The sequence below is a fragment of the Corallococcus sp. CA049B genome (genome assembly GCF_003611685.1).
Lineage (GTDB): Bacteria > Myxococcota > Myxococcia > Myxococcales > Myxococcaceae > Corallococcus > Corallococcus coralloides.
On sequence record NZ_RAWC01000313.1, the window covers coordinates 1 to 7,932 of the forward strand.

Below are 7,932 nucleotides of genomic sequence, written 5' to 3' on the forward strand. Positions count from 1 at the left end.
GCCTTCGCCTCCGGGGCGGCCCGCCACAGGCGCTTCGCGGTCAGGGCCATGAACACGCCCATGGTGCCGTTGAGGTACAGCCACGCGACGTGGAGGTGCTGCTTCGCGGTCCAGAACCACGCCATCAGCGCCAGGTTGAGGACGAAGACGAGCGCCACCACGCCCAGCGCGGAGAGGATGCCCGCCCGCCGCTTGAAGATGAGCAGCGCGATGGTGAGCGGGTTGAGCACCGTGAACAGCTCGTTCACGACGACGAACGGCATGGGCAGCGGGTCCGCCGGATCATTCGCGAAGAGGCCGTACTTCGCCACGATGGAGATGTGGGCCAGGGAGCCCACGGAGAAGCACACGAACCAGATGGCCAGGATGATGCGGTTGGGCCACGGTGAGCCCCCGCTGGATGTTTCAACGGTCATGACTTGTCCTCCAGGGCCTCGCGCAACAGCGTGGCCACGTGCCGCACGTACGGCTCCTGCATGAGTTGATGGTGTCCCCCAGGGACGTCCCTCACGTCCAGTCCCCCCCGGACGAAGGGCTCCCAGCCGCGGTGGCGGGGCACCCCGGGGGTGGGGGTCGCTTCCGTGGCGGCGAGCAGCAGCGCCGGTCCGTCGTAGGGGCTGGGGACGTAGCGGTCCATGGCGCGCAGGTTGGCCTGGTAGACGCGGAACAGGGCGCGCAATTGCTCGCGGCCCGTCGCTTCCTCCAGGAGGCCGGCCTGGATGCCCATGGCGAGGAGCGTCCCCAGCATGGCTTCGTCCTCCATGCGCTCCAGGGCCTCGTCGGACACGGGCAGGGTCAGGGAGAAGGCCTGGGCCACCGTCTGGGCGAAGGCGACGCGCGTGCTGGCGTCGGGGTCCTTCCTGGGGGCGTCGCCGGAGGGCGCTCCGACGCCGGGGACGAACGCGTCCACCAGCGCCAGCAGCCCCACGGCCTGGCCCTGCGCACGCAGCTGGCGGGCCATCTCGAAGGCGATGACGCCGCCGAGCGACCAGCCCGCGAGGAGGTACGGCCCTTCCGGCTGCTCCGCGCGGATGGCGGCCACGTACAGGGTGGCCATCTCCTCCACGGTCTCCACCACGGCATGGCCGGCCTGGAGGCCGCGAGCCTGGATACCGAAGACGGGCTGCTGGGGCCCCAGGAGCCGCGCCAGCTCCGGATAGGCGAGCACGTTGCCGCCACCCGGGTGGACGAGGAACAGGGGCCGGCGGCCCGCGTCGCCCTTCTCCAGGGGGACGAGCGGCGACCACGTCTCCGTCCCGGCGCGCAGCAGCCTGGCCAGCTCCTCCACGGTGGGGTGCTGGAAGAGCGCGGCCAGGGGTACATCGCGGCCCAGCTGTTCGCGCAGCGCGGCCACCAGGCGGACCGCGAGCAGCGAGTGGCCTCCCAGCGCGAAGAAGCTGGTGCGCACCCCGATGGGCTTCACGCCCAGGACCTCTTCCCACACCGCCACGAGCTGGGACTCCAGCGCGTCACGGGGCGCGACGAAGGCCTCGGCCTGGGACGTGGAGACGTCCAGGTCCGGCAGGGCCTTGCGGTCCACCTTGCCGTTGGCGCTGAGCGGCAGCGCGTCCAGCACGCCCATGGCCGACGGCACCATGTACTCCGGCAGGTGCTTGCGCAGCTCCGTCTCCACCGCCTTCGGGTCGATGTTCTGGCCCGGCTTCGCGACGAGGTACGCGACCAGCCGCTTGTCCCCGCCGACATCGCGCACCACGACCGTGGCTTCCGCTACGCCCTGCTGGCGCAGGAGCGCGGCTTCGATTTCGCCTGGCTCGATGCGGAAGCCGCGCACCTTCACCTGGAAGTCGGTGCGGCCGAGGAACTCCAGCGTCCCATCCTCCTTCCAGCGCGCCTTGTCTCCCGTGCGGTACAGCCGCGCGCCGGGCTCCATGCTGAACGCGTTCGGCACGAAGCGCTCCGCCGTCAGGTCCGCGCGGTTCAGGTAGCCCCAAGCCAGGCCTTCACCGCCCACGTACAGCTCCCCGGGCACGCCCACGCCGGCCACATCGCCATGCGTGTCCAGCACGTACGCCGTCGAGTTCCCAATCGGCTTGCCGATGGGCACCGAGGAAGTGGGCGACGTGTCACGCGTCAGCGTGTGCGTGGTGGAGAACGTGGTGTTCTCCGTCGGGCCGTAGCCGTTCACCAGCACCGCGCCTTGTGGCAGGCGCTTCAGGTGTTCGCGCACGCGCTGGGCCGGCAGCACGTCACCGCCCGCGAGCACTTGCGCCACTCCCGACAGCGCGTCCACCTGGTGGAGCGCCATCTGCTCGTACAGCGCCGCCGTCAGCCACAGCACGCTGATGCGCTCCTGCTTCAGCAGCGTGCCCAGTTCCTCCAGCGTCAACGCGTGCGGCGGCGCCAGCACCAGCTTCGCTCCGTGCAGCAGCGCGCCCCACAGCTCCAGCGTTGAGGCGTCGAAGGCCACCGGTGCCAGTTGCAGCCAGACCTCTTCCGGCCCGAAGCGCAGGAAGTCGTTGCCCATCACCAGCCGCGTGATGCCCCGGTGCGGAACGCACACGCCCTTCGGACGGCCGGTGCTGCCTGACGTGAACATCACATACGCCAGGTCTTCGGCGCTGACCTCCACCCGGGGTGCCGTCCGCGGCTGATGGGCGACTTCGCTCCAGGCCGTGTCCAGCGGCAGCGGCCGGCCCGCGCTCGCCGGCAGCTTCTCCACCAGGGACTGCTGCGTGAGCGTCACTTCGACGCCCGCGTCCTCCAGCATCAGCGCGATGCGCTCCACCGGGTAGTTGCGATCCACCGGGGCGTACGCGCCGCCGGCCTTCAGGATGGCCAGCAGTCCGACGACCATGTCGAACGAGCGCTCCACGTACACGCCCACTCGCGTGCCGCGCTTCACCCCCAGGCTCCGCAGGTGGTGCGCCAGCTGGTTCGCCTTCGCGTCCAGCTCGTCGTACGTCAGGGTCCCCTCCCCTGCCCCGAGCTTCAGCGCCACCGCGTCCGGCGTCTTGCGTGCCTGGGCCTCGAAGTGCGCGTGCACCGGCACCTCGCGGGGGTACCGCGTGGCGGTCGGGTTCGGGTCCTCCACGACCTGCCGACGCTCGGCATCATCCAGCAGGGGGAGCCGTGTCACCCGGGCTTCCGGATGTTCCAGCACGCCCTCCAGCAGCACGCGCAGGTGCTCCACCATGCGGCGCACGGTCGCGGCTTCGAACAGATCGGTGCTGTACTCCAGCATCCCGCTCAGGCCCTCCGCGGTCTCCATGAAGAAGACGCTCAGGTCGAACTTCGACGTTCCGCCCGCGAGCTCCACGGGCTTGAGCGTCATGCCCGGCAGCCGGGCTTGTCCGATGGGTACGTTCTGGAGCGCCAGCAGCGTCTGGAACAGCGGCGTGTGGCTGCGGCTGCGCTCGGGCTGGAGGGCTTCCACCAGCTTCTCGAACGGCACCTCCTGGTGCTCCTGCGCGTCCAGGACCGTCTCGCGCACCTGCTGGAGCAGGCCCCGGAAGCTGGGGTCTCCGGACAGGTTCGCGCGCAGGACCAGCGTGTTGACGAAGAAGCCGATGAGGCCCTCCACCTCCGCGCGCGTGCGGCCCGCGATGGGTGAACCCACGCTGATGTCCGTCTGACCGCTGTAGCGCGACAGCAGCACCTGCCAGCCTGCCAGCAGCACCATGTACAGCGAGGCCCCTTCGCGCTGCGCGAGGGCTCGCAGCCCCTGGGCCATCGATTGCGGCCAGAGGAAGCCCTGGGTCGCCCCCGCGTTTCCTCGCACCGCGGGACGCGGACGGTCCGTGGGCAGCTCCAGCACCGGCGGCGCACCGGCGAGCTTCAGCTTCCAGTAGTCCACCTCCCGCTGGAGCGTCGCGCCCTGCAACCAGCCGCGCTGCCACGCCGCGTAGTCCGCGTACTGCACCGGCAGCTCTGGCAGCGGCGAGGGCTGGCCCTGCACGAACGCCGCGTAGAGCGCGCCGACCTCGCGGACCAACACACCGAGCGACCATCCATCCGACACGATGTGGTGCATCGTGACGACGAGCACGTGCTCGCGCGCGCCGAGCTTCAGCAGGAGCGCGCGGAGGAGCGGGCCGTGTGCCAGCTCGAAGGGCCTCGACACCTCCTGCTCCACTCGCGTCTGGAGCGCGGCGGTGTCCGACGTCAGGTCCTCCACCGCCAGCGTGAAGGCGCTGTCGGACGTGGTCCGTTGCTTCGGCTCGGGGTTGCCCACGACGAACATCGTGCGCAGGGCCTCGTGACGGCGCACGACCTCACTCAGGGCCCGCTCCAGAACCTGCACGTACAGGTCGCCTTCAAGCCGGATGGCGACGGGTATGTTGTAGAGCGCGGTGCCCGGCTCCAGCTGATCGATGAACCACAGCCGCTGCTGCGCGAACGACAGCGGCAGCGGTGCGTCTCGTGACACGGGCACGAGCGCGGGTGCCTTCGCGCGTCCGGTCTTCTCCAACCGGCTGGCGAGGGCTTGCACCGTGGGCGCTTCGAACAGCGCGCGCAGCGGCAGCTCCGCGCCCGTCTCCGCGCGCACCCGCGACACCACCTGCGTCGCGAGCAACGAGTGTCCGCCCAGCGCGAAGAAGTCGTCCTTCACGCCGACTCGTGGAACCCGCAGCACCTCCGCCCAGATGGCCGCCAGCTTCGCTTCCATCTCCGTACGCGGTGCTTCGTACTCATGGGTGGAGACCGGTGCCTCCGGATCCGGCAGGGCCTTGCGGTCCACCTTGCCGTTGGAGTTGAGCGGCAGCGCCTCCAGCACCACCACCGCTCCGGGCACCATGTACTCCGGCAGCCGCTGACGCAGGCTGGCCTTCAGTGCCTCCGCTTCCAGCGTCGCGCCCGCCTTCGGCGCCACGTACGCCACGAGCCGCTTCTCCGCGCCCTCCCCCTTCGCCACCACCACTGCTTCCTTCACCGTCTCCTGCTGGCGCAGCGCGGACTCCACTTCGCCCAGCTCGATGCGGAAGCCTCGCACCTTCACCTGGAAGTCCACGCGCCCCAGGTACTCCAGCACTCCGTCCGCCCGGTACCGCACCCGGTCTCCCGTGCGGTACATGCGGCTGCCTTCGGGGCCGTACACCTCTGGCAGGAACTTCTCCGCCGTCAACTCCGGCCTCAGCAGGTAGCCGCGCGCCTGGCCTTCGCCCGCCAGGAACAACTCTCCCGCCACGCCCACCGGTACGGGCTGGAGGTACTTGTCCAGCACGTAGGCCCGCGTGTTCGTGAGGGGCCGGCCGATGTTCGGCACCTCATTCCGCCCCACCAGCGACCACGTCGAGTACGTCGTGTCCTCCGACGGGCCATACAGGTTGTAGAGCTTCTTCACCGTCGGTACCGCGTACACGGCCTTCGCCAGCGTCTCCGGCAACGCTTCGCCCGCGAGATTCACCACGCGCACTGACGGCGGCACGGCGTTCAGCCGCACCAACTGCGCCATCGCCGAGGGCACTGTGTTGATGAGCGTCACTTCCGCGTCTGGCTTCTCCTCCGCCAGATGCAGGGCGTTGCGCACCACCACCACGCTCCCGCCCCTCACCAGCGGCGCGAAGAGTTCGAAGACGGAGAGGTCGAAGTTCAGACTCGTCGCCGCGAGCACTGTCTTCGTCTCCTCCTCCGTGAACGTCTCTGTCGCCCATGACAGGAAGGCCACCGCGTTCCGGTGCGTCACCGCCACGCCCTTCGGACGGCCCGTGCTTCCCGACGTGTAGATGAGGTACGCCACGTTCTCCGGGCGCAGCCCGGCTTCCGGTGGCTCACTCGGCTCGGTGGCCAACGTCGCGTCGGTGTCCAGGCACACGGCCTGCGCGCTGAAGGCGGGCAGCGACTCCAGCAGGTGCGAGTGCGCCACCAGCGCCGGCCCCTGCGCGTCCTCCAGCAGCCAGCCCAGTCGCTCCTTCGGGTAGCTCGGATCCAACGGCACGTACGCGCCGCCGGCCTTCAGGATGCCCAGCGTTCCCACCACCACATCCGCCGTGCGCTCCACGCACAGGCCCACTCGTGACTCCGGGCCTACGCCCAGCTTGCGCAGCCGGTGCGCCAACTGGTTCGCCTTCGCCTCCACCTCCCGGTACGTCAGCCGCTGCTTGCCGCTCACCACGGCGACGGCATCCGGCGTCCGCTTTGCCTGCGCTTCGAAGAGGTGCGGAATCGTCGCGTCGCGCGTGTACTCCGCCTGCTGCTGGTTCCACGTCACCAGCACCTGTTGGCGCTCCGCCTCCGTCAGCATGGGCAGCCGGCCCACCGCTTCCTCCGGCTTCGCCACCACGCCTTCCAGCAGCACCCGCAGGTGCTCCACCAACCGACGCACCGTCGCCGCCTCGAACAGGTCGGTGCTGTACTCCACGCTTCCGCTCAGGCCCTCCGCCGTCTCCGTGAAGAAGACGCTCAGATCGAACTTCGACGTGCGGTTCTCCAGCTCCAGCTGCTTCATCGTCAGCCCGGGCAGCCGTGCTTCTCCCTCGGGCGTGTTCTGCAATGCCAGCAGTGACTGGAACAGCGGCGTGTGGCTCAGGCTGCGCTCGGGCTGGAGCGCTTCCACCAGCTTCTCGAACGGCACGTCCTGGTGCTCGTACGCGCCGAGCACCGTGCCTCGCACCTGCTTCAGCAGCGCCCGGAAGGACTGATCACCATCCACCTGGGCACGCAGGACCAGCGTGTTGACGAAGAGGCCGATGAGTCCCTCCACCTCCGCGCGCGTGCGGCCCGCGATGGGTGAACCCACGCTGATGTCCGTCTGACCGCTGTAGCGCGACAGCAGCACCTGCCAGCCCGCCAGCAGCACCATGTACAGCGAGGCCCCTTCGCGCTGCGCGAGGGCTCGCAGGCCCTGGACCATCGAGTGCGGCCAGAGGAAGCCCTGGGTCGCTCCCGCGTTTCCTCGCACGGCGGGACGCGGGCGGTCCGTGGGCAACTCCAGCACCGGCGGCGCACCGGCGAGCTTCAGCTTCCAGTAGTCCACCTCCCGTTGGAGCGTCGCGCCCTGCAACCAGCCGCGCTGCCACGCCGCGTAGTCCGCGTACTGCACCGGCAGCTCTGGCAGCGGCGAGGGCTGGCCCTGCACGAACGCCGCGTAGAGCGCGCCGACCTCGCGGACCAACACACCGAGCGACCATCCGTCCGACACGATGTGGTGCATCGTGACGGTGAGCACGTGCTCGCCCGCGCCGAGCTTCAGCAGCAACGCCCGGATCAGGGGACCCTGTGCCAGGTCGAAGGGCCGCAGCACCTCCTGTTCCACGCGTCGCCGGACCTCGGCGGTGTTCGCTGTCAGGTCGTCCACTTCCAGCGTGAAGGCGCTGTCAGACGCGATCTGTTGGACTGGCTCGGGGTTGCCCGCGACGAACGTCGTGCGCAGGGCCTCGTGACGGCGCACGACCTCGTGCAGAGCCCGCTCCAAGGCGCCCGCATCCCAGTCGCCTTCAAGCCGGATGGCGACGGGTATGTTGTAGAGCGCGGTGCCCGGGTCCAGCTGATCGATGAACCACAGGCGCTGCTGCGCGAACGACAGCGGCAGCGGTGCGTCCCGTGACACGGGCACGAGCGCGGGTGCCTTCGCGCGTCCGGCCTTCTCCAGCCGGCGGGCGAGGGCTTCCACCGTGGGCGCTTCGAACAGAGCGCGCAGCGGCAGCTCCGCGCCCGTCTCCGCACGCACCCGCGACACCACCTGCGTCGCGAGCAACGAGTGTCCTCCCAGCGCGAAGAAGTCGTCCTTCACGCCGACCTGGGGCACTCGCAGCACCTCCGCCCAGATGGCCGCCAGCTTCGCTTCCGTCTCCGTGCGCGGTGCTTCGTACGTGCTTCCGGCCTTGGGGGCCTCTGGCTCCGGCAGCGCCTTGCGGTCCACCTTGCCGTTGGAGTTGAGCGGCAGCGCCTCCAGCACCACCACCGCTCCGGGCACCATGTACTCCGGCAGCCGCTGACGCAGGCTGGCCTTCAGTGCCTCCGCTTCCAGCGTCG

At 70.0% G+C, this 7,932-nt stretch carries 2 protein-coding genes; both read right to left on the bottom strand.

All coding sequences use genetic code 11. The annotated features are described in order from the left end of the window. Window positions 1-416 (bottom strand): hypothetical protein (locus D7W82_RS36965; RefSeq protein ID WP_147439735.1); only part of this gene is annotated, 416 nt, incomplete at its 3' end. Continuing rightward, the gene (locus D7W82_RS36970; RefSeq protein WP_370451132.1) at window positions 413-7,927 is read right to left on the bottom strand and encodes an amino acid adenylation domain-containing protein; all 7,515 of its coding nucleotides are present in this window, start codon (window positions 7,925-7,927) and stop codon (window positions 413-415) included. The genes D7W82_RS36965 and D7W82_RS36970, both read right to left, overlap by 4 nt. Window positions 7,928-7,932 lie beyond the last annotated feature (5 nt).